Origin of the sequence: Streptomyces radiopugnans, assembly GCF_900110735.1 — a bacterium.
Classification (GTDB): Bacteria; Actinomycetota; Actinomycetes; order Streptomycetales; family Streptomycetaceae; genus Streptomyces; species Streptomyces radiopugnans.
Genome location: NZ_FOET01000002.1, coordinates 141867 through 161016, shown reverse-complemented (window position 1 = coordinate 161016; position 19150 = coordinate 141867). Strand labels below are relative to the sequence as shown.

Below are 19150 nucleotides of genomic sequence, written 5' to 3'. Positions count from 1 at the left end.
GGAGGCGGGGGCGGCGCACAGTGCCGCCCCCGCCTCCGCGGGGTCGTCCGAATGTCAGAGCAGGCCCGCGCGGCGCAGGGCCTCGGCCATCTCGCTGTTGGCCGGAGCCGCGTCGCGCCCCCGTCCGCCCCCGCCCCGCCGGTCGCCCTGGCGCGGGCGCGGAGCGGAGGCGCGCCGGCCGCCCTCGCGCTGCCCGCCTCCGCGCTGCCCGCGCGCCGGACGGCCGCCGTCGCCCGCACCGGGGCCGGTCTCGTCGTCCAGCCGCAGCGTCAGCGAGATCCGCTTGCGCGGCACGTCCACGTCCAGCACCTTGACCTTCACGACATCGCCGGACTTCACCACCTCGCGCGGGTCCTTCACGAACGTCTTCGACATCGCCGAGACGTGGACCAGGCCGTCCTGGTGCACGCCGACGTCCACGAAGGCGCCGAACGCGGCGACGTTGGTGACCACGCCCTCCAGGACCATCCCCGGCTCCAGGTCGCCGATCTTCTCCACGCCCTCCTTGAAGGTGGCCGTGCGGAAGGCCGGGCGCGGGTCGCGGCCCGGCTTCTCCAGCTCCCTGATGATGTCGGTCACCGTCGGCAGGCCGAAGGTGTCGTCCACGAACTCCTGCGGCCGCAGGCCGCGCAGCACCTTGGTGTTGCCGATCAGGGCCGCGACGTCGCTGCCCGTCGTCTTCACCATCCGGCGCACCACCGGGTACGCCTCGGGGTGGACGGCGGAGGCGTCCAGCGGATCGTCCCCGCCGCGGATGCGCAGGAAGCCCGCGCACTGCTCGTACGCCTTGGGGCCGAGCCGGGGGACGTCCTTGAGCGCCCTGCGGCTGCGGAAGGGGCCGTTGGCGTCGCGGTGGGCGACGATGTTCTCCGCCAGGCCCGAGCCGATGCCCGACACCCGCGACAGCAGCGGCGCCGAGGCGGTGTTGACGTCCACGCCGACGCCGTTGACACAGTCCTCCACCACCGCGTCCAGCGAGCGCGACAGCTTCACCTCGGAGACGTCGTGCTGGTACTGGCCCACCCCGATCGACTTGGGGTCGATCTTGACCAGTTCGGCCAGCGGGTCCTGCAGGCGCCGGGCGATGGAGACCGCGCCGCGCAGCGAGACGTCCAGGTCGGGCAGTTCGCGGGAGGCGAAGGCGGAAGCGGAGTACACCGAGGCCCCCGCCTCCGAGACCATCACCTTCGTCAGCTTCAACTCAGGCCGTGCCGCGCACAGTTCGGCGGCCAGCCGGTCCGTCTCGCGGGAGGCGGTGCCGTTGCCGACGGCGATCAGCTCCACCCGGTGCTCCTGCGCCAGCCGCGCCAGCGTCGCCAGCGACTCCTTCCAGCGGTTCTGCGGCACGTGCGGGTAGATCGTCTCGGTGGCGGCGACCTTGCCGGTGGCGTCGACGACGGCGACCTTCACACCCGTGCGGAAGCCCGGGTCCAGGCCCATGGTGGCGCGGGTGCCGGCGGGGGCGGCCAGCAGCAGGTCGCGCAGGTTGGCCGCGAACACCGCGACCGCCTCGTCCTCGGCGGCGGTGCGCAGCCGCAGCCGCAGGTCGATGCCCAGGTGCACCAGGATGCGGGTGCGCCAGGCCCAGCGCACGGTGTCGGCCAGCCAGCGGTCGGCCGGGCGGCCGCGGTCCTCGATGCCGAAGCGGCGGGCGATCGCGCGCTCGTACTCGGAGGGGCCGGTGGTCTCGCGCAGGGCGCCGCCCTCCGCGGCCTCCCCGGCGGGCTCCGGCTCCGGTTCCAGGGAGAGGTCGAGGACCTCCTCCTTCTCACCGCGCAGCATCGCCAGCACCCGGTGCGAGGGCAGCTCGGTGAAGGGCTCGGAGAAGTCGAAGTAGTCGGCGAACTTGGCGCCCTGCTCCTGCTTGCCCTCACGCACCTTCGCCACGAGCCGGCCGCGCCGCCACATCGTCTCGCGCAGCTCGCCGATCAGGTCGGCGTCCTCGCCGAAGCGCTCGGTGAGGATCGCGCGGGCGCCCTCCAGCGCCGCGGAGGTGTCGGCCACCCCCTTGTCCGGGTCGGCGAAAGCCGCCGCGGCGGAGGCCGGTTCCACGGACGGGTCGGCGAGCAGGCCGTCGGCCAGCGGCTCCAGGCCCGCCTCGCGGGCGATCTGCGCCTTGGTGCGCCGCTTGGGCTTGTAGGGCAGGTAGACGTCCTCCAGGCGCGCCTTGGAGTCGGCGGCCCGGATGCGGGCCTCCAGCTCGGCGTCGAGCTTCCCCTGGGAGCGTACGGACTCCAGGATCGCCGTCCGCCGCTCCTCCAGCTCCCGCAGGTAGCGCAGCCGCTCCTCCAGGGCGCGCAGCTGCGCGTCGTCCAGGCCGCCGGTGGCCTCCTTGCGGTAGCGCGCGACGAACGGCACGGTCGAGCCGCCGTCGAGCAGTTCGACGGCGGCCCTGACCTGCCGTTCCCGTACGCCGAGTTCCTCGGCGATCCTGCCCTCGACGGACGCCGCGCCGGACGTGCCGGCCGGTGCCGCGCCCTCGACGGGCGTCTCTCCGATGGACTGTGTCACGATCCGTTCCGCCTCACTCGGTGCTGGGTGCTCCCCCGGTAGCCCGCATTGTTACAGGCCGCACCGACAGGCGAACGGTCAGACGCGGCGTCCGCCGTGCGAAGCCCCGCCGAAGAGGCGGGCGAGGAGGCGGAAGGGCAGCGTCACCACGGTCGCGATGGCGCCGCCGACGGTACGGAGTGCGTCTGCTATGGCTCGGAACATGTCAATCGCATGGCCGATTCCGCGCCGGGCAAACCCGTTCCGTCTCCGTTCCGGCCCTGTTGGCCGGTTCTCGCCCTCTGGGGTGTTCCGTCCGTTTCGGCTCAGTCCTTGCCGAACAGGTCCGCCGGGAAGGCGCCCGAGGCGAGGGCCGCGCCGGTGAAGGCGCCGCACAGCTCGGTCAGCCGCTCGGTGCCCGCCGCGCCCAGGTGCTCGTACGGCGCGGCGTCGAGCCGGTCGGTCTCCTCCTCCAGCCCCTTGCGCAGGGCGGTGCCGGCCTCGGTCAACTCGCCGTCGCCGTCCAGCAGTCCGCGCCCGCGCAGCCGCTCCTGGGCCTCCTCCCAGTCCCGGCGGCTCCAGCCGCGGGTGGCCAGCGCCCACTTGGGGTTCATGCCGCGGCCGCTGGCGGTGTGGCTGACCAGCGCCTCCACCGGGTCCAGCCCGGCGTGCTGGAGGACGGCGACATGGGCGTCGCCGCGGTGCTCGCGCAGCAGCGAGGCGCCGTGCCACAGCGCCAGGTGCGGGGCCTCGGGCACGGGGAGGTCGGCGAGCGCCGCGTACAGCGGGCGGCCCGGGCGGACGCACCCCTCGGCGGCGCGCAGGGCCAGTTCGGCGGCCTCGGCCATCTCCTTGGACGCCACCGCCTCCTCGCCCAGCAGGCGCCGCAGCATGGAGTCGGCGGCGCGCAGCCGGGCGGCGAGCACGGTCTCGGGGGCGGCCAGCTCCCACACGGCCGGCAGGTGGCGGGCGACGAGGGCGTGGTGGAAGTTGTGGAAGGTCGCGGTGACGACCCCGGGCCCGACCCGGCCCAGCGCCGCGGCACGGCCTGCGAAGTAGACCGCGGAGGGGTCCTCGATGCCGTAGGGGGCCAGCTCGCGGGCCAGGTCGGGGGCGAAGTAGAGAGCCGAGTGCAGCGGGTTGACGGCGTTGTGGCAGCGCCGTCCGGCTTTGGCGGGGAGGGACGTCATACCCGCACGCTACCCGTCGGTAAGTGGCCAGGTGAAGACCGGAGAGCGCCGTTCCAGGAAGGCGGCCACCCCCTCGGCCCGCTCACCGCTCTCCCGGGCGCGCTCCTCCCAGTGCGCGACCCGCTCCGCCTGCACGGGGCCGGACCCGGCGCCGTTCGCGAACTCCTTGGCGGCGGCCTGGGTGAGCTGCGAGCGCGAGACGAGCAGCCGTGCGAACGCCGCGACCCGCCCGTCCAGTTCGCCCTCCGGGTGCACCTCGTCGGCCAGCCCGGTGCGCAGGGCCCGTTCGGCGTCGATCAACTCGCCGGAGAACAGCAGGTACTTGGCGGTGGCAGGGCCGACCAGGGAGACCAGGCGCCGGGTGGAGGACGCGCCGTAGACGATGCCGAGCTTCGCCGGGGTGATGCCGAACAGGGCTCCCTCGGCGGCGAAGCGCAGGTCGCAGGCGACGGCGAGCTGGCAGCCGCCGCCCACGCAGTGCCCGCGCACGGCCGCGAGCGTGGGCCGCGGGAAGGCCGCCAGCGCCTCCTCGGCGGCCACCGCCAGGCCGCGGGACTCCTCGTCGCCCTCGCGCAGGGCGGAGATGTCGGCGCCCGCGCAGAAGGTGCCGCCCTCGCCGGTGAGGACCAGGGCCCGTACGGAGGGATCGGCGGCGAGCCGCTCCAGCACGGCGGGCATCCGCCGCCACATGTCCGGCGTCATCGCGTTGCGCTTGGCCGGATTGCGGATGGTCAGGGTGGCGACGCCGTCCTGGACGGAGACCGGCAGGGCCGGGCCGCCGGCCGGAGGGGTTTGCGCGGGCATGGGCCGGATCGTAACGGCAGCGGGCGCGGGGGCCGAGGCGGGGGCGCAGAAACGATCGCGCAGGGCCGGTCACAGTCGCGAACGGCGCGCAAGCCTTCTGTCAATTGCCATCGATAAGTGCCGAGTTGCGGTCACAGGGCCGGATCGCGCGCACGGCGGGCCAACACTCGACGGGAGAACCGGTCCGGAACCGGTCCGGGCCGAGGCGGCCGGCGAGAGCCGAGAGCGGGGTGCGGCAGATGGATATCCGCGGGGATTCCCTCCCTGACCGGGACAGACGGGTGCCGGTGGCCGCGCCGGACCGGTCGGCCGCGCCATCGCGGCCGCAACCGCGTCCCCGGCCGCGGGAACAGCCACCGGAACAACCGCAGGAGCAGACGCTGCGACAGACGCAGCCGTACGCCCGGCCGCAGACGCAGCCCCGCCCCCGGCCGTACGAGGGCGCCTGGCGCTTCACCGTCCCGGTGCACGAGTCCTCCGTGCCCCGGGCGCGCCACGCCGTGCGGGACCTACTGCGCCGCAGGGGCGCCCCGGTCACCGGCGAGCTGATGGACGGCCTGCTGCTGATCCTCTCCGAGCTGGTCACCAACGCCGTGCGGCACGCGGCCCTGCTCTCCGAGGAGATCGGCGTCGAAGTCTCCCTCGACGCCGACCGGGTACGCCTGGGGGTCGAGGACGGCCACCCCTACCGCCCCGCGGCGCTGGCCGCCGCCCCGGGGCGGGAGTACACCGGGGGACGGGGGCTGCTCATGGTCAAGGCCGTCGTCGCCGAGGCGGGCGGGCTCTGCGAGGCCGACCGGACCGCCTCCGGCGGCAAGGTGGTCCGGGTCGCGATGCCGCTGGCCCCCCTGCCGCCTTCGGCGCCGCCCCCGACACCGCCCTCGACACCGCCGCCGGCCCGCTGAACAGCGACGCGGTTCAGCGGGCCGGCGGCGTGCGCGTCACCAGCCGGCCGAGACCCCGGTCACCTCGCGGATGCCGCCCCGCGCCGCGTCCAGAACCGTCATGAACCAGGCCGAGAACGGCTCAGCCTCGTGCCGCTTGAGCAGCTCCTCGGGCGTCACGAACGCCGTCTCCGCGATCTCCTCCGGGTCCGGCCGGGGCATGTCCCGCACCAGTCCCGCGAAGAGGTGGTTGTACTCCTGCTCGACCAGGCCGGAGGCCGGATCCGGATGGTTGTAGCGCACCGTCCCCGCCTCCCGCATCAGGGAGGGGGCCATGCCCAGTTCCTCGCCGACCCGCCGCGCCGCGGCGGCGAAGGGCTGCTCGCCGGGGTAGGGGTGGCCGCAGCAGGTGTTGGACCACACACCGGGGGAGTGGTACTTGCCCAGCGCCCTGCGCTGGAGCAGCAGCCGGCCCATGTCGTCGAAGAGGAAGACGGAGAAGGCCCGGTGCAGCCGGCCGGGGGCCTGGTGGGCGGAGAGCTTCTCCGCGGTCCCGATCGTCCTGCCGTCCTCGTCGACCAGCTCGAGCATGATCGGGTCCGCCGTGCCGTTGGTCATGTCCGCCCTTCACCGCGAATGCGTCGGAACGGCATTTCTCCGATGTTCCGACTGTCCGCTCCAGTGTGCCGTACACGGACGGGGGCCGCTCGCCGGGCGTGCCGCACGGAGTCCGTCACTGCGCAGGTGGGGGCGTCAGTGGCACAACCGCCCCTCGCGCGCCGCGTGCCCGTGCGGCTCCAGCTGGAAGGTGCAGTGCTCGACGTCGAAGTGCCGGCCCAGGCAGCTGTGGAGATCCCGCAGGATCCTGTCGTGGCCCCCCTCGGCCTCCAGCGCCTCCCTGCCGACCACCACGTGCGCGGAGAGCACCGGCATGCCGGAGGTGATGGTCCACACGTGCAGGTCGTGCAGGTCCTCCACTCCGGGCACGCCCAGGATGTGCGCCCGCACCCCGGCCATGTCCACATGCCTGGGCGCCGCCTCCAGCAGGACGTCGATCGCCTCGCGGGCCAGCCGCACCGTCCGCGGCACGATCAGCACCGCGATCAGCAGCGAGGCGACGGGGTCGGCCTGCCGCCAGCCGGTGAACATGATCACCAGCGCGGCGGCGATCACCGCCAGGGAGCCCAGGGCGTCCGCCGCGACCTCCAGGAAGGCACCCCGCACGTTCAGGCTCTCGCGCTGCCCGCGCATCAGCAGGGCCAGGGACAGGCCGTTGAGTGCCAGGCCGACGACGCCGAACAGGACCGTCAGGCCCCCGGGCACCTCCTGGGGATGGCGCAGCCGCTCGACGGCCTCCACCAGGATGTAGCCGCCCACCCCGAGCAGCAGCAGGGCGTTGAGCAGTGCGGCGAGGATCTCGGCCCGGGCGAGGCCGAAGGTGCGCCGCTCGCTGCCGGGCCGGTTGGCGACATGGATCGCCAGCAGCGCCATCCCGATGCCGACCGCGTCGGTGGCCACATGGCCGGCGTCGGCCAGCAGCGCCAGCGAACCGGTCAGCGCGGCGCCCGCGAGCTCGGCGAGCAGCAGGACGACCGCGATGACCAGCGCGGCGCGCAGCCGCCCCCGGTAGGCGGCTCCCGCCGTACCCGGCCCGGCCGGCCGCGGCCCGCCGTGGTTGTGCCCTGCGCCCATGGATGATGCCTCCCGTATAGCGGCCGGCGCCGCGTACGACCGGTGCGGACGATCCCAGTGAACTACGGGCGGGGGGTATGGGGCAACGCGGCACTGAACACCGTTGTCATCCCCTCTGACCTGCGCTTTCCGGTCACCTGGCGGATGACGTCCGCTCGTTCGGGGGTCCGGCCCGGATCACTCGGGGAGTGCGGCCGCGTCCCGCCGGAGGCCGTCGGCGTGGCGCAGGCGCCAGCCCTCCCAGGCCGAGGCCACCATCTCGCGCACCCCGTGCCGGGGCCTCCAGCCCAGCTCCCCGCCGATCCGCTCGGCCGAGGCGACCACCCGCGCGGGGTCTCCGGGGCGGCGCGGGACGACGACCGGGGCGGGCTCGCGGATGCCGGTGGTCTCGACGACCAGATCGGCCAGCTCCCGCACCGACACGCCCTCGCCGGAGCCCACGTTCACCGTCAGGTCCCCGCCGGCCGGGCGCTCCGCCAGGTGGCGGGCGACGGCCAGGTGCGCCTCGGCCAGATCGGCGACGTGGATGTAGTCGCGGACGCAGGTGCCGTCGGGGGTGGGGTAGTCGTCACCGAAGATCCGCGGGGCCTCACCGCGCGTGAGGGCGTCGAAGAACATCGGGATGACGTTGAACACGCCGACGTCGGCCAGCTCCGGCCGCGCGGCCCCCGCCACGTTGAAGTAGCGCAGGCAGGCGGTGGACAGCCCGTGCGCCCGCCCGGCGGCGCGCACCAGCCACTCGCCCGCCAGCTTCGTCTCGCCGTAGGGGCTCATCGGGACGCAGGGGGTGTCCTCGGTGACCAGGTCCACGTCCGGCATGCCGTAGACGGCGGCGGAGGAGGAGAACAGGAAGCGCCGCACCCCGGCCGCGACCACGGCCTCCAGCAGCACCGTGAGCCCGTGCAGGTTCTCCCGGTAGTACGTCAGCGGGTGCTCCACCGACTCGCCCACCTGCTTCTTCGCCGCCAGGTGCACCACGCCCGTGACGCCGTGCCCGGCGATCGTGCGGTCGAGCAGCCCCCGGTCGGCGACCGATCCGCGCACCAGGGGCACGCCGGGCGGCAACCGCTCGGGCAGGCCGCTGGAGACGTCGTCGAGCACGACGACGTCCTCACCGGCCTCCGCCATCGCCCGCGCCACGTGTGCGCCGACGTATCCGATTCCTCCGGTCACCAGCCACGTCATGGCCGCAGCCTAACCACCGGCCGGACACCGCCGCGGACGCGCTCCTTGTGCGAGTCGCCGGGATCGAGGATCCTGGAACGCGGTCCGTGGTGTTCTGTCACCTTTCGTGACGGTGGGGTGCTCTCGCCCGGTGAATGCGGGGTGAACGGACGCTTCCACCTATCCGATAACCTCTGGCCACGTGCTGCCTGCCCCCCGAACGGGTGATGGCGCACGGTGACCGCTGCCCGGATGCCGCTCGTTACGGACCGCGCCGCGGACGGTACGGCTTCCAAGGAGTGAGTTCGTTCTTGTCGACCGCCATTCTCACCGGTCCGCCGGTCGCGGGGGCGCCCCTGGAGGGCGATCTGCGGTCGCTGGGGTTCGACGTGCGGGTGGCGGAGGACGCCGCCGGGGTGGAGACGGCGCTGGCGGCCGTACCGGCCGGTGAGCGCGTCGCCCTCGTCGACCCCCGCTTCGTCGGGCACGCGCACAGCCTGCGGCTGGCCCTGACCGACCCGCGCTTCCCCGCCGCCGCGGTCCCCGGCGCACTGGCCGTCCAGCCCGGGGCGCGCGCCGCCCTGGTCCGCGCCGTGTCCACCGCCGTGTCCGCCGCCGTCTCCACGGCCGCCGCCCCGTCCGCGCGGACCGCGGCCGGCGCCGCTGCCGGTGCGGCGCGCACCGCCGCCCGCGGGCCCGCCGGCCTGCCCGACCGGGTGGCCGCGGCCCTGGAGGAGGACGGCCGGGCGCCCGCCGTGCACCGGCCCGAGCTGGGCGTCCTCGTCGCCGCCGTGCCCGCCGACGGCGCGGAGCGCGCCGAGGCGGAACGGGCCGTGGCGGCCGTCGACGACGAACGGGTGCGGCTGCGCTCGGCGGTGAAGCCCCGCGACGGCTTCTTCACCACCTTCTTCGTCAGCCCCTACTCCCGCCACATCGCCCGCTGGTGCGCCCGGCGCGGACTCACCCCCAACCAGGTGACCACCGCCTCGCTGCTCACCGCGCTGATCGCCGCCGCCTGTGCGGCCACCGGCACCCGCGGCGGCTTCGTCGCGGCCGGGGCGCTGCTGATCGCATCGTTCGTGCTGGACTGCACCGACGGCCAGCTCGCCCGCTACGCGCTGAAGTACTCCAAGCTCGGCGCCTGGCTGGACGCCACCTTCGACCGGGCCAAGGAGTACGCCTACTACGCGGGCCTGGCCCTCGGCGCGGCCCGCGGCGGTGACGACGTGTGGGCCCTGGCGCTGGGCGCGATGGTGCTCCAGACCTGCCGCCACGTGGTGGACTTCTCCTTCAACGAGGCCGACCGCCACGAGAGGGAGGCCGGCGGGGAGCACACGGGGGAGCGCGAGGGGGAGCCGGCGGCCGGGAGCGCCAACCCCGCCGCCGCCCTGTCCGGGAGACTCGACAGGGTCGGCTGGACGGTGTGGGCCCGCCGCATGATCGTGCTGCCGATCGGCGAACGCTGGGCGCTGATCGCCGTCCTCACCGCGCTCACCACGCCCCGCACCACCTTCGTCGTGCTGCTGGCCGGATGCGCGTTCGCCGCCTGCTACACCACCGCCGGACGGGTGCTGCGCTCCCTCAGCCGCAAGGGCGTGCGCACCGACGGCGCCGCGCGGGCCCTGGCCGAGCTGGCCGACTCCGGGCCGCTGGCCGAGGGCGTGGCGCGGGCCGCCGCGTTCCGGCGGCGCGGCGGGCGGCCGTCCGGGTTCGCCGCCCCTGCCCTCGCCCTGCTCGGCTCGGCCGCCCTGGTGGCCGCAGCGCTGTGGGCGCCGGTCGGGCCCTGGCTGCCGGCCGCCGCGCTCGGCTACGCCGCCCTGTCCGGACTGGCCGTCGCCCGTCCGCTCAAGGGCGCGCTGGACTGGCTGGTCCCGCCCCTCTTCCGTGCGGCGGAGTACACCACCGTCCTGGCGCTGGCCGCCCGTTCGGACGCGGAGGGGGCCCTGCCCGCCGCGTTCGGGCTGGTCGCGGCGGTCGCCTACCATCACTACGACACGGTGTACCGCATCCGCGGCGGCACCGGCGCCCCCCCGCGCCTGCTGGTGCGGGCGATCGGCGGGCACGAGGGACGCGCTGTGGCGGTCACGGCCGCCGCCGCCCTCTGGGCCGCGGGGCAGGGCTTCACGATCGCGCTCACGGCCCTGGCCGGGGCCCTGGCGCTCACGGTGATCACCGAGAGCGTCCGTTTCTGGGTGTCCTCACACGCACCCGCCGTACACGACGAAACAGGAGAACCCGCATGATCGGCCTCGTGCTGGCCGCCGGCGCCGGACGGCGTCTGCGCCCCTACACCGACACCCTTCCCAAGGCCCTGGTGCCGGTGGACCCGGCGGGCGAGGGCACCACCACCGTGCTGGACCTCACCCTCGGCAACTTCCGCGAGGTCGGCCTCACCGACGTCGCCGTGGTCGTGGGCTACCGCAAGGAGGCCGTCCACGAGCGCAGGGCCGCCCTGGAGAAGAAGTACGGCGTCAAGCTCCACCTGGTGGAGAACGACAAGGCCGAGGAGTGGAACAACGCCTACTCCCTGTGGTGCGCCCGCGACGTCATCAAGGAGGGCGTGATCCTGGCCAACGGCGACACCGTCCACCCCGTCTCCGTCGAGCAGACCCTGCTGGAGGCCCGCGGCAAGGGGCAGCGGATCATCCTCGCCCTCGACACGGTCAAGAAGCTGGCCGACGAGGAGATGAAGGTCGTCACCGAGCCCGGCAGGGGCGTGCGCCGCATCACCAAGCTGATGGACCCGGCCGACGCCACCGGCGAGTACATCGGCGTGACCCTCATCGAGGGCGACGCCGCCGCCGACCTGGCCGACGCGCTGAAGGCCACCTACGAGCGCGACCCGCAGCTCTACTACGAGGACGGCTACCAGGAGATGGTCGACCGCGGCCTCACCATCGACACCGCCGCGATCGGCGACGTCAGGTGGGTCGAGATCGACAACCACGACGACCTGAACAAGGCGCGGGAGATCGCGTGCCAGTACTGACCCGGCTCATTCCGTCGCCGGTCGTCGTCGACATCAGGCCCGGTGCGCTGGACGATCTGGCAGGCCTCCTGGTGGACCAGCGCATCTCGGCCTCCGGCAAGCTCGCCATCGCCATCAGCGGCGGCTCGGGCGCGGCCCTGCGCGAGCGGTTCGCGCCCGCCCTGCCGGGCGCCGACTGGTACGAGGTCGGCGGCGGCACGCTGGACGACGCGATCAAGCTGGCCGACGCGATGAAGTCCGGCCACTACGACGCGGTCGTCGGCATGGGCGGCGGCAAGATCATCGACTGCGCCAAGTTCGCCGCCGCGCGCATCGGCCTGCCGCTGGTCGCCGTCGCCACCAACCTCAGCCACGACGGCCTGTGCTCCCCCGTCGCCACGCTCGACAACGACGCCGGCCGCGGCTCGTACGGAGTGCCGAACCCGATCGCGATCGTGATCGACCTCGACGTCATCCGCGAGGCCCCGATCCGTTTCGTGCGCTCGGGCGTCGGCGACGTGATCTCCAACATCTCCGCCGTCGCCGACTGGGAGCTCTCCCACAAGGTCACCGGCGAGTCGATCGACGGCCTGGCCGCCGCCATGGCCCGCCAGGCCGGCGAGGCGGTGCTGCGCCACCCGGGCGGCTGCGGCGACGACGAGTTCCTCACCGTGCTGGCCGAAGGGCTGGTGCTCACCGGCATCTCCATGTCGGTCGCCGGCGACAGCCGCCCCGCCTCCGGCGCCTGTCACGAGATCAACCACGCCTTCGACCTGCTCTACCCCAAGCGCGCCGCCGCCCACGGCGAGCAGTGCGGGCTCGGGGCGGCCTTCGCGATGCACCTGCGCGGGGCGGAGGAGCAGACGGCGCTGATCGTCGACGTGCTGCGCCGCCACGGCCTGCCCGTGCTGCCCGGCGAGATCGGCTTCAACGAGGACGAGTTCGTGCGCGCGGTGGAGTACGCGCCGCAGACCCGGCCCGGGCGCTACACGATCATCGAGCACCTGGACCTGTCCACCGACCAGATCAGGGACGCGTACGCCGACTATGTCAAAGCCGTCAGTAGCTGAACTCCGTCCGGTCGTCCACCCCGCCGGGGTGAAGGACCGGCGCAGCGGTGAGCACTGGGCCGGGCGCCTGTACATGCGGGAGATCTCGCTGCGCTGGACCCGGCATCTGGTGAACACCCGGATAACGCCCAACCAGCTCACCTACCTGATGGTCGTCGCCGGTGTGGCGGCCGGCGCCGTACTGCTGGTGCCCGGCCTGACCGGGGCCGTCCTCGCCGCCCTGCTGATCCAGTTCTACCTGCTGCTGGACTGCGTGGACGGCGAGGTCGCCCGCTGGCGGAAGCAGACCTCCATCACCGGCGTCTACCTCGACCGGGTGGGGCACTACCTGGCCGAGGCGGCACTGCTGGTCGGCTTCGGGGTGCGGGCCGCCGACGTCTTCCGCACCGAGGGGGCCTCCGCGAACTGGCTGTGGGCCTTCCTGGGCACCGTGGCCGCGCTGGGCGCGATCCTGATCAAGGCCGAGACCGACCTGGTGGACGTGGCCCGCTCCCGCAGCGGCCTGCCGGCCGTGAAGGACGAGGCGGCCGTGCCCCGCTCCTCGGGACTGGCACTGGCCCGCCGGGCGGCCGCGGCCCTGAAGTTCCACCGGCTGGTCGGCGGCGTCGAGGCGTCCCTGGTGATCCTGCTGGTCGCGGTGGCGGACGTACTGCACGGCGGCCTGTTCTTCACCCGGCTGGGCGTCGCCGTCCTGGCGGCCATCGCGGTCCTGCAGACGCTGCTGCACCTGGTGTCCATCCTGGCCTCGAGCCGGCTGCGGTGAGGGCGGTGAACGACGTTGAGTGACATGACGGAGGGCGCGGAGTCCGCCTCCGGCAGGCCCCTGACACTGGGCGCGGTCGTCCTGACCATGGGCAACCGCCCCGAGGAGCTGCGCGCCCTGCTGGACTCGGTCGCCAAGCAGGACGGCGACCCGGTCCAGGTCGTGGTCGTCGGCAACGGCGCCCCGCTGCCGGAGCTCCCGGAGGGGGTGCGGACGGTGGAGCTGCCGGAGAACCTGGGCATCCCCGGCGGCCGCAACGTCGGCATCGAGGCGTTCGGGCCCGGCGGGAGCGAGGTGGACGCCCTGCTCTTCCTCGACGACGACGGGCTGCTGCCGAACACCGACACCGCCGAGCTGGTCCGGCAGGCGTTCGCCGCCGACCCGGAGCTGGGCATCATCAGCTTCCGCATCGCCGACCCGGACACCGGGGCCACCCAGCGCCGCCACGTACCGCGGCTGCGCGCCTCGGACCCGATGCGCTCCTCGCGCGTGACGACCTTCCTCGGCGGCGCCAACGCCGTGCGCACGGCGGTCTTCCGGCAGGTCGGCGGGCTGCCGGACGAGTTCTTCTACGCGCACGAGGAGACCGACCTGGCCTGGCGGGCGCTGGACGCGGGATGGATGATCGACTACCGCGCGGACATGGTGCTCCACCACCCCACCACCCTCCCCAGCCGCCACGCGGTCTACCACCGCATGGTCGCCCGCAACCGCGTGTGGCTGGCCCGGCGCAACCTGCCGCTGCCGCTGATCCCCCTCTACCTGGGCGTATGGCTGCTGCTGACCCTCGCCCGGCGCCCCTCGCGCCCCGCCCTGCGCGCCTGGCTGGGCGGCTTCCGGGAGGGCTGGACGACCCCGTGCGGCCCCCGCCGTCCCATGAAGTGGCGTACGGTGTGGCGTCTGACCCGGCTGGGCCGCCCTCCCGTCATCTGACAAGCTCTGTCTGAGAGCATCGGGTCCGGTGACAGGGCCGGGCTCCCTGCGCTCATTCCATCCCGGCTGCGCACTGTGAGGACGAAAGTTTCAACGTGAGCGACACAACGCACGGCGGTGCGATCGCGACGAGCGAGCCCCCGCGTTCACCAGACGACGGCCTGTCCCCGGCCGAACTCGCCGCCAAGTACGGGCTGACGGTGAGCGGCGCCCGGCCCTCCCTGACGGAGTACGTCCGGCAGCTGTGGGCACGGCGGCACTTCATCCTCGCCTTCTCCCGGGCCAAGCTGCACGCCCAGTACAGCCAGGCCAAGCTCGGCCAGGTGTGGCAGGTCCTGACGCCCCTGCTCAACGCGGCCGTCTACTACTTCATCTTCGGCCTGCTGCTCGGGGGACGCGGCGGCATGGAGAACGACGAGTACATCCCGTTCCTGGTGACGGGGGTGTTCGTCTTCACCTTCACCCAGACCTCGGTGATGTCGGGCGTGCGGTCCATCTCGGGGAACCTGGGGCTGGTGCGGGCCCTGCACTTCCCGAGGGCCTCGCTGCCGGTCTCCTTCTCCCTCCAGCAGCTCCAGCAACTGCTGTTCTCGATGATCGTCCTGGTCGTCATCCTGGTGGGACTCGGGCACTACCCCGGTCCGCTGTGGCTGCTGGTGGTACCGGCCCTGCTGCTGCAGTTCCTCTTCAACACCGGCCTGGCGATGATCATGGCCCGGCTGGGCAGCAAGACCCCCGACCTGGCCCAGCTGATGCCGTTCGTGCTGCGTACCTGGATGTACGCCTCCGGCGTGATGTTCCCGCTGGCCTACATGCTGGAGAAGGCGAACGCCCCGGGCTGGCTGGCCGGGGTGCTGGAGGCCAACCCGGCGGCGGTCTACATGGAACTGATGCGCTACGCGCTGATCGACGGACCGCACCACCAGAGTCTGGACGGGTACGTGTGGCTGCTGGCCGCGGGCTGGGCCCTGGTGATCGGCATCGGCGGGTTCGTGTACTTCTGGAAGGCGGAGGAGCGTTATGGCCGTGGCTGAGAAGAGCGCAGCCGCAGCGTCGGCGCACAAGGACGAGGGGGCGGCGGAGGCCGCTCCCGTGGAACGGCGGCCGACCGTGATCGCCGACGACCTGCACATCGTCTACCGCGTCAACGGCGGCGGCCGGGGCCGGGGGAGCGCCACGGCGGCCCTCAGCCGCATCCTGCGCCGCAAGGCCCCGGCGGGCATGCGCGAGGTGCACGCGGTCAAGGGCGTCAGCTTCACCGCCTACCGTGGCGAGGCGATCGGGCTGATCGGATCCAACGGCTCGGGCAAGTCCACGCTGCTGCGTGCCATCGCGGGTCTGCTGCCGGCCGAGCGCGGCAGGGTCTACACCGACGGCCAGCCCTCGCTGCTGGGCGTCAACGCCGCGCTGATGAACGACCTGACCGGCGAGCGCAACGTCATACTGGGCGGACTGGCGATGGGCATGTCCAGGGCCCAGATCCTGGAGCGCTACCAGGACATCGTGGACTTCTCCGGCATCAACGACAAGGGCGACTTCATCAGTCTGCCGATGCGGACGTACTCCTCCGGCATGGCGGCCCGGCTGCGGTTCTCCATCGCCGCCGCCAAGGACCACGACGTGCTGATGATCGACGAGGCGCTGGCGACGGGCGACAAGAAGTTCCAGAGGCGCTCGGAGGCCCGCATCCGCGAGCTGCGCCAGGAGGCCGGGACGGTCTTCCTGGTCAGCCACAACAACAAGTCCATCCGGGACACCTGCGACCGGGTGCTGTGGCTGGAGAGCGGCGAGCTGCGCATGGACGGCCCGACCGAGGAAGTGATGAAGGCGTACGAGGAGTTCACCCGCAAGTGACGCTCGTGCCGCCGAGCCCGGACGCGGACCGGCCCCGCCCCTGTCAGGGGCGGGGCCGGTCCGCGTCCGGGCGGTCCGCCGGGGGCCGGGTCAGATTCCGGCGGGCTCGCGCCGGGGCTCGGCGGGGGCCGGAGGGGGAGCGGCGGCCTCGGACAGCCCCACCCGGCCGTGCAGCCGGCGCAGGGCCTTCGGCGCGTACCAGGCGCCGCGGCCCAGCAGCCGCATCGCGGCCGGGACGAGTACGCCGCGCACCGCGACCGCGTCGATCAGGATGGCCAGCCCGCTGCCGAGGCCGAACATCTGCATGAAGCTGATCTCGCTGGTGGTGAAGGCGAACAGGCTCACCGCCAGCAGGCCGGCGGCCATGGTGACGATCCGCCCGGTGCGCGACAGCCCGTGGGTGACGGCGGTCCCGGTGTCCTCGCCCGCGTCGTGCAGTTCCTTGATCCGGCTGGTCACGAAGACCTCGTAGTCCATCGACAGCCCGAAGACGATGCAGAACAGCAGCACGGTCATCGAGGTGTTCATCGGCATCGGGGTGAAGCCCAGCACCGAGGACAGGTTGCCCTCCTGGAAGATCCACACCATCGCGCCGATCGCGGCGGTGAGGCTGATGGTGTTGAGCACCAGCGCGCGCAGCGGCTGCACGACGCTGCCGGTGAACAGGAACAGCAGGGCGAAGGTGGTCAGCGCGACCCAGGCGATCGCGGCGGGCAGCCGGTCGCCGATGGCGGCCTTGGTGTCCACCAGCCGGGCGTCCGGGCCGCCGACCAGGGCCTCCACCCCGTCAGGGGCCGGCACCGCGCGGATGTCGTGCACCAGGTCCTCGGCCGCGCCGGATCCGGACTCCGGCTCGGTGGCGACGGTCAGCCGCTGGGCGTCGTCCCGGCCGAGCGCGGCGTTGACCGGGCCGGGCGGGGCGGCCTCGCCGTCCTGGTAGGTGCCGGAGGAGGCCTGGACACGGGTGACGCCGTCGAGGCGGGAGACCGCGGTGGCGTAGGCGTCCAGCCCGGCGGCGTCCACCGGGCCGGTGGTGACGATCTGGACGGCCGAGGTGTCGTCGCGGCCGAAGTCCTCGTCGACGGCGGTGGCCACCTGGCGGCTGGGCGCGCTGTCGGGCAGTACCCGCTCGTCGGGGTTGCCGAAGGACGCGCCCAGCAGCGGGCTCGCGGCGAGCAGCAGCACGGCCAGGACCGGCAGCGCGGTGAGTGCGGGGCGGCGCATCACCACCGAGGCCAGGCGGCCCCACACCGGCGCGTCGGGGCGCCGTACGGATTCCGCCCAGGGCAGCCGGCCGCTGTTGACGCGGTGGCCCAGCACTGCCAGCAGGGCCGGGACGACCACCAGCGCGCCGACCGCGGCGATCGCGACGACGCCGATCCCGGCGTAGGCGAAGGAGCGCAGGAAGAAGGGCGGGAAGAGCAGCAGTGCGGCGAGCGCGGCGACGACGGTGGCGGCGGAGAAGGCGATGGTGCGGCCCGCGGTGGCCACGGTGGTGCGCAGCGCGTCCGGTACGTCGTCGCCCTCGGTCAGCCGCTCGCGGAAGCGGCTGACCAGCAGCAGGCCGTAGTCGATGCCCAGGCCGAGACCGAGGGCGGTGGTGAGGTTGATCGAGAAGATCGAGACGTCGGTGATGCTGCCGAGCACGTAGAGCTCGGCGAAGGTGCCCATGACCGCGATCAGCCCGATGGCCAGCGGCAGCAGCGCGGCCACGACGCTGCCGAAGGCGATCACCAGCAGGATCAGGGTGATGGGGACGGCGATCGCCTCGGCGATGGCGAGGTCCTTGGATATCTGGGAGGTGATGTCGCTGGCGACGGCCGCCTGGCCGCCGGTGTGCACGGTGACGGCGCCCCGGTCACCGGACCACTTCTCGGAGAGTTCGCCGGCGCGGTCGGTGCGCTCGGTGTCGTCGCCCTCGATGTGGGCGAGGATCAGCGCCTGGTCGCCGTCGCGGGACGTGAGCGCGGAGCCGCCGGTGTCCCAGTAGGAGACCACGCCGGACACGCCCGGCTCGTCCTTCAGCCCGTCGGCGATCTCCCGGCCCGCCCGCTCGGCGGCGGGGGAGTCCAGCCGTCCGCCACCGTCCGCCCGTACCAGCAGGACGAGATTGGTCTCGCCGCCGAACTTCTCGTCGATCAGGGCGGTGGCGCGACTGGAAGGGGCGTCGGGGTCGTCGAAACCGCCGCTCTGGAGCTTGCCGAAGGCGCCGATGCCGACGGCCGCCATGGCCAGCACGGAGACGAGTGCGGCCACCAGCACCGTTCGGGGGCGGCGCAGTACCAGATCGGCGATCCACGACAGCATGGTCTTCCCTCTCGCTCACTTGCGGGCGCGCGCCATAGGATGTTTACGGCGTTAACTTCGACTCTGGCAGAGGGATGTTAATGATGTCAACATCAGGCAGTATCGAATGATGCGGACCGAAGGCACCGGAAAGAGCGGCTACCACCACGGAGATCTGCGCAACGCGCTCATCGAGGCGGCGACGGACCTCGCACGCGACGGCGGGCCGGAAGCCGTCGTGCTGCGCGCCGCCGCCCGCAGGGTCGGGGTCTCGCCGACGGCCGCCTACCGCCACTTCACAGGCCAGGGCGACCTGCTGATGGCGGTCAAGGAGCAGGGGCAGCGGGGGCTCGCGGAGACGATGGAGCGGTCGGCCGGCGCCCGTGGCGGGTCGCCGAGTGCCGGAGAGGCGGCCGAGGAGCGGGTCAGGGCGCTCGGCGCCGGCTACATCGAGTTCGCGCTGGCCGAGCCCGGCCTGTTCCGCGCAGCCTTCTGCCGCACCCCCGAGGCGCCGGACGGCGGCCACGGGCCCGGACCGGAGGAGGACCCGTCCCGCTGGATGTACCGCTCCTTCCGGCTGCTGGCCGAGGCCCTCGACGGGCTCGTCGCCACCGGCCGGATGCCCGCCGGACGGCGTCCCGGTGCCGAGATCACCGCCTGGGCGGCGGTGCACGGCCTGGCGGTCCTGCTGCTGGACGGCCCGCTGGGCCGGCTCGCGCCGGAGCAGCGCGACGCCTTCACCGCCAGTGCCCTGACCACGGTCATCCGGGGCTTCACCGCGCCGGAGCGACCGTCCGCGACCCGCCCCGCCGGACCCGCGGCGAAGGATGCCCCCGAGCACGACGTAAGCTGAGCCGGTCCCGGCGGACGACGCACCGGGCGGTCCGGCACCCGGTCGGCCGAGTACCGGACCGAAGCCTGGGCGTGCCCGAAATATGATGCTCCTGCAGCGGGCGGTGACCGGCGGCCACGGACGCGGACGACGAGGCGGTGCCGGTGCCCGGGTGCTGTCGGTGGAAGGACGGAGAGATGACGGCGATGGCAGCGGGCGG

The 19150-nt window shown here is 73.6% G+C and carries 17 protein-coding genes; 9 read left to right on the top strand and 8 right to left on the bottom strand.

Annotation, left to right across the window (positions count from 1 at the left end):
• Positions 1–54: 54 nt before the first annotated feature.
• The 4 genes from BMY40_RS05600 to BMY40_RS05590 form a co-directional block, all read right to left on the bottom strand.
• Positions 55–2499, bottom strand: a complete 2445-nt coding sequence (locus tag BMY40_RS05600; protein WP_093656751.1) for a Tex family protein — start codon at positions 2497–2499, stop codon at positions 55–57.
• A 90-nt stretch (positions 2500–2589) separates the two neighbouring features.
• Positions 2590–2715 (bottom strand): LPFR motif small protein, encoded by a 126-nt coding sequence (locus BMY40_RS28910; protein WP_281250737.1) that lies wholly within the window; start codon positions 2713–2715, stop codon positions 2590–2592.
• A gap of 101 nt (positions 2716–2816) precedes the next feature.
• Positions 2817–3680, bottom strand: a complete 864-nt coding sequence (locus tag BMY40_RS05595; protein ID WP_093656083.1) for an SCO6745 family protein — start codon at positions 3678–3680, stop codon at positions 2817–2819.
• 9 nt (positions 3681–3689) lie between these two features.
• Positions 3690–4484 (bottom strand): enoyl-CoA hydratase/isomerase family protein, encoded by a 795-nt coding sequence (locus BMY40_RS05590; RefSeq protein WP_093656081.1) that lies wholly within the window; start codon positions 4482–4484, stop codon positions 3690–3692.
• 380 nt (positions 4485–4864) lie between these two features.
• On the opposite strand from BMY40_RS05590, the gene BMY40_RS05585 reads away from it, so the two are divergent.
• Positions 4865–5389 carry an ATP-binding protein gene (locus BMY40_RS05585; RefSeq protein WP_245769920.1) on the top strand — a complete coding sequence of 175 codons (525 nt, stop codon included), beginning with the start codon at positions 4865–4867 and terminating at the stop codon, positions 5387–5389.
• A gap of 36 nt (positions 5390–5425) precedes the next feature.
• On the opposite strand, the gene idi is transcribed toward BMY40_RS05585, so the two are convergent.
• The 3 genes from idi to galE form a co-directional block, all read right to left on the bottom strand.
• Positions 5426–5986 carry an isopentenyl-diphosphate Delta-isomerase gene (gene idi / locus BMY40_RS05580; protein WP_093656079.1) on the bottom strand — a complete coding sequence of 187 codons (561 nt, stop codon included), beginning with the start codon at positions 5984–5986 and terminating at the stop codon, positions 5426–5428.
• Positions 5987–6121: 135 nt separating this feature from the next.
• Positions 6122–7060, bottom strand: a complete 939-nt coding sequence (locus BMY40_RS05575; RefSeq protein WP_093656077.1) for a cation diffusion facilitator family transporter — start codon at positions 7058–7060, stop codon at positions 6122–6124.
• 177 nt (positions 7061–7237) lie between these two features.
• Positions 7238–8245, bottom strand: a complete 1008-nt coding sequence (gene galE, locus BMY40_RS05570; RefSeq protein WP_093656075.1) for a UDP-glucose 4-epimerase GalE — start codon at positions 8243–8245, stop codon at positions 7238–7240.
• A 290-nt stretch (positions 8246–8535) separates the two neighbouring features.
• Between galE and BMY40_RS05565 the strand changes: the two genes are divergently transcribed.
• From BMY40_RS05565 to BMY40_RS05535, 7 genes are all read left to right on the top strand, one after another.
• The gene (locus BMY40_RS05565) at positions 8536–10467 is read left to right on the top strand and encodes a DUF5941 domain-containing protein (protein WP_093656072.1); all 1932 of its coding nucleotides are present in this window, start codon (positions 8536–8538) and stop codon (positions 10465–10467) included.
• Positions 10464–11213, top strand: a complete 750-nt coding sequence (locus tag BMY40_RS05560) for a phosphocholine cytidylyltransferase family protein (RefSeq protein WP_093656070.1) — start codon at positions 10464–10466, stop codon at positions 11211–11213. The genes BMY40_RS05565 and BMY40_RS05560 overlap by 4 nt, the downstream gene beginning before the upstream one ends.
• Complete coding sequence (locus BMY40_RS05555) at positions 11201–12262, top strand: iron-containing alcohol dehydrogenase family protein (protein ID WP_093656069.1); 1062 nt, start codon at positions 11201–11203, stop codon at positions 12260–12262. Before BMY40_RS05560 ends, BMY40_RS05555 begins: the two co-directional genes overlap by 13 nt.
• On the top strand, positions 12240–13025 hold the full coding sequence (locus tag BMY40_RS05550; protein WP_093656067.1) for a CDP-alcohol phosphatidyltransferase family protein: 786 nt from the start codon (positions 12240–12242) through the stop codon (positions 13023–13025). Before BMY40_RS05555 ends, BMY40_RS05550 begins: the two co-directional genes overlap by 23 nt.
• Before the next feature lie 60 nt (positions 13026–13085).
• Positions 13086–13958, top strand: a complete 873-nt coding sequence (locus BMY40_RS05545) for a glycosyltransferase family 2 protein (RefSeq protein WP_093656747.1) — start codon at positions 13086–13088, stop codon at positions 13956–13958.
• A gap of 95 nt (positions 13959–14053) precedes the next feature.
• Positions 14054–14992 carry an ABC transporter permease gene (locus BMY40_RS05540; RefSeq protein ID WP_093656065.1) on the top strand — a complete coding sequence of 313 codons (939 nt, stop codon included), beginning with the start codon at positions 14054–14056 and terminating at the stop codon, positions 14990–14992.
• Positions 14979–15812: an ABC transporter ATP-binding protein gene (locus tag BMY40_RS05535; protein ID WP_093656063.1), complete on the top strand. Its 834-nt coding sequence runs from the start codon at positions 14979–14981 to the stop codon at positions 15810–15812. Before BMY40_RS05540 ends, BMY40_RS05535 begins: the two co-directional genes overlap by 14 nt.
• A gap of 90 nt (positions 15813–15902) precedes the next feature.
• Here the strand turns inward: BMY40_RS05535 and BMY40_RS05530 are convergent, their stop codons facing one another.
• Positions 15903–18119: an MMPL family transporter gene (locus tag BMY40_RS05530; protein WP_093656061.1), complete on the bottom strand. Its 2217-nt coding sequence runs from the start codon at positions 18117–18119 to the stop codon at positions 15903–15905.
• 109 nt (positions 18120–18228) lie between these two features.
• Between BMY40_RS05530 and BMY40_RS05525 the strand changes: the two genes are divergently transcribed.
• Complete coding sequence (locus tag BMY40_RS05525) at positions 18229–18951, top strand: TetR/AcrR family transcriptional regulator (RefSeq protein ID WP_093656745.1); 723 nt, start codon at positions 18229–18231, stop codon at positions 18949–18951.
• Positions 18952–19150: the final 199 nt, after the last annotated feature.

Bases quoted from the DNA above. Each gene is read 5' to 3' on its own strand.
- galE (WP_093656075.1), bottom strand. From the start codon at position 8,245: ATGACGTGGCTGGTGACCGGAGGAATCGGATACGTCGGCGCACACGTG.
- BMY40_RS28910 (WP_281250737.1), bottom strand. From the start codon at position 2,715: ATGTTCCGAGCCATAGCAGACGCACTCCGTACCGTCGGCGGCGCCATC.
- idi (WP_093656079.1), bottom strand. From the start codon at position 5,986: ATGACCAACGGCACGGCGGACCCGATCATGCTCGAGCTGGTCGACGAG.
- BMY40_RS05550 (WP_093656067.1), top strand. From the start codon at position 12,240: ATGTCAAAGCCGTCAGTAGCTGAACTCCGTCCGGTCGTCCACCCCGCC.
- BMY40_RS05530 (WP_093656061.1), bottom strand. From the start codon at position 18,119: ATGCTGTCGTGGATCGCCGATCTGGTACTGCGCCGCCCCCGAACGGTG.
- BMY40_RS05560 (WP_093656070.1), top strand. From the start codon at position 10,464: ATGATCGGCCTCGTGCTGGCCGCCGGCGCCGGACGGCGTCTGCGCCCC.
- BMY40_RS05590 (WP_093656081.1), bottom strand. From the start codon at position 4,484: ATGCCCGCGCAAACCCCTCCGGCCGGCGGCCCGGCCCTGCCGGTCTCC.
- BMY40_RS05595 (WP_093656083.1), bottom strand. From the start codon at position 3,680: ATGACGTCCCTCCCCGCCAAAGCCGGACGGCGCTGCCACAACGCCGTC.
- BMY40_RS05535 (WP_093656063.1), top strand. From the start codon at position 14,979: ATGGCCGTGGCTGAGAAGAGCGCAGCCGCAGCGTCGGCGCACAAGGAC.
- BMY40_RS05525 (WP_093656745.1), top strand. From the start codon at position 18,229: ATGCGGACCGAAGGCACCGGAAAGAGCGGCTACCACCACGGAGATCTG.
- BMY40_RS05575 (WP_093656077.1), bottom strand. From the start codon at position 7,060: ATGGGCGCAGGGCACAACCACGGCGGGCCGCGGCCGGCCGGGCCGGGT.